3 protein-coding genes are annotated in these 2,229 nt (G+C 45.6%); 2 read left to right on the top strand and 1 reads right to left on the bottom strand.

Going from position 1 to position 2,229, the window contains the following annotated elements:
* Positions 1-715, top strand: a 715-nt coding sequence (locus AACT18_RS00130) for a transketolase-like TK C-terminal-containing protein (RefSeq protein ID WP_303396233.1), incomplete at its 5' end; no start/stop codon positions are given.
* Positions 716-828: 113 nt separating this feature from the next.
* On the opposite strand, the gene AACT18_RS00125 is transcribed toward AACT18_RS00130, so the two are convergent.
* Positions 829-1,446: an OmpA family protein gene (locus AACT18_RS00125; RefSeq protein WP_013867846.1), complete on the bottom strand. Its 618-nt coding sequence runs from the start codon at positions 1,444-1,446 to the stop codon at positions 829-831.
* A gap of 154 nt (positions 1,447-1,600) precedes the next feature.
* Between AACT18_RS00125 and AACT18_RS00120 the strand changes: the two genes are divergently transcribed.
* Positions 1,601-2,227 carry a thiol:disulfide interchange protein DsbA/DsbL gene (locus AACT18_RS00120; RefSeq protein ID WP_094144284.1) on the top strand — a complete coding sequence of 209 codons (627 nt, stop codon included), beginning with the start codon at positions 1,601-1,603 and terminating at the stop codon, positions 2,225-2,227.
* The last annotated feature ends 2 nt before the right edge of the window (positions 2,228-2,229 follow it).

Raw genomic sequence — 2,229 nt, 5'->3', positions numbered from 1 at the left:
CGTTCCTTACGGCGCAACCTTCCTGATGTTTATGGAATACGCCCGTAATGCAATGCGCATGGCCGCGCTGATGAAGATTCAGAACATCCAAGTCTACACCCATGACTCGATTGGCTTGGGTGAAGATGGCCCAACCCATCAACCGGTTGAGCAAGTGGCTTCACTGCGTTTGACACCGAACATGAGCACATGGCGTCCGTGTGACCAAGTGGAATCAGCCGTCGCATGGAAGTTGGCGATTGAGCGTAAAGATGGCCCATCAGCGCTGATTTTCTCTCGTCAAAACCTAGCGCAGCAACCACGCAGTGAAACGCAAGTTGCGGATATCGCGAAAGGTGGTTACATCCTAAAAGAGTGCGCGGGGCAGCCTGAGCTTATCCTGATTGCCACTGGCTCTGAAGTTGAACTGGCGGTAAAAGCCGCAGAGCAACTTACAGCCGAAGGTAAGAAAGTACGCGTAGTTTCGATGCCATCGACCGATGCGTTTGATAAACAAGACGCAGCCTACCGCGAAGCCGTACTACCAGCAGCCGTGACTAAGCGTATCGCTATTGAAGCAGGTATCGCGGATTTCTGGTACAAGTACGTTGGTTTTGGCGGCAAGATCATCGGTATGACTACCTTTGGTGAGTCAGCACCGGCGGATCAACTGTTTAAAATGTTCGGCTTTACGACTGAAAACGTGGTGAAACAAGCACAAGAGCTGCTTGCTTAAGTCGTTTAATTTTTAATGCAAAAGCCCAGCGAGTCATTCGCTGGGCTTTTTTGATCTTGTCGCGTGTGAAAAGAGATACATCACTTAAAAGGCACGCCACCAAAAGGCATAACTTAATTATTGGAAACAATAAATAACACTTCCACACGACGGTTACATGCTTTACCTGCATTGGTTTTATTCGTACAAGCCGGAACGTATTCACCATATCCACGGGTAAAAATAGAGTCCATCGCCACATTACTTTTCACTAAAGTGTTCTTTACCGCTTTCGCTCGACGTTCAGACAAACCATCATTAAAAGTGGGCGCTCCACTACTGTCCGTATGACCATCAATCACAATATCAATACCGGGTTCTGAGGCTAAATAACGTCCCATCATAGTAAGCCAATCACCAGAGCCAGAGGAGACGGTGGACGAGCCCGTTTCAAATTTCACCGTATCTTTCAATTTAACCATAATGTGGTTACCCGGGAGAACCTCGTAATCAACGCCATTCTTCAATAAAAAACTTTGCAAAGAATCATAGCTACTCACGCGCTGCTGTCCCATCGGTCCTTGAACACCTGTTGAAGCAATCTTCGGCGCATAGCCCCATTCAGGGTAGAGCACGTCAAAATCACCTTTTGGCGCTGCATCCAATAGATTGTCGCTAAACATTCGATCTGCGGTGGCTAATGTTCCACACCCCGTTAACAACATCAATAACGGTAAGGCTAAATACTTCATTCAAGCATCACTCCATTCTCTTACTACCTAAACTGTATCGGCCAAGACTGTAAAACTTTATATATATTTGGTAGCAATTTCGTGGTTGTTTCTGTTTTCCTTGTCACGGTAAGCCGTTAGAATTCAAGTATTCTTTTTTAACTCAATACTCGTTATGAAAAAAAACACACGCTATTGGTTGACTCTCATCACAACACTACTGATTCTAGCAGGCTGCGGTGACAACACTACGCCACAAAAAGGGAAACAATATGATGAGCTTCCCGTAAGTCTTGCAACATACCGCCTGCCAGCCGTCACGGAAGTGTTTTCGCTGACTTGTGGACACTGTCGTTCAATGGAAAAGGTCATCCCAGAGCTAGAGAAAATAACAGGCGAAACATTTGGTAAACTGCATGTCACCTTTAACGAAGGCGCACAGATTGGAGCCATGATTTACTATTCAGCCATGATGCAACTTGGAGCAATTCCCGATCATGCCATGATGGAACAGCTATTTTCGGTCGTGCAAATGGATGAAGAAGTAACGTTAAGTGAGCGTAAAGAAGCGATTGATTTGGCCTTCAGCCAACGAGGGCTAATCAGCCCGTATTCGTTAGATGATGAGCAGCAAAAACAGTTATTCCAAGAGATTCAGCTCGCTGATGATATTTCAGTAAAAGGCCAAATCAATGCCGTTCCAACCTTTATTGTGAAAGGCAAATATTTAGTCATCACCTCCGGTCATAAAGATGCAGCAGATATCGCGAATACCATCTCATATTTATTGACTCCCCCCTAATC

The organism is Vibrio sp. V04_P4A5T148, from assembly GCF_963875605.1.
In the GTDB taxonomy this organism is placed as follows: domain Bacteria; phylum Pseudomonadota; class Gammaproteobacteria; order Enterobacterales; family Vibrionaceae; genus Vibrio; species Vibrio anguillarum.
This window is presented reverse-complemented; position numbering and strand designations above follow the sequence as displayed.

Excerpts from the sequence above, each read along its gene's own strand:
- AACT18_RS00125 (WP_013867846.1), bottom strand. The coding sequence starts at position 1,446 with ATGAAGTATTTAGCCTTACCGTTATTGATGTTGTTAACGGGGTGTGGA.
- AACT18_RS00120 (WP_094144284.1), top strand. The coding sequence starts at position 1,601 with ATGAAAAAAAACACACGCTATTGGTTGACTCTCATCACAACACTACTG.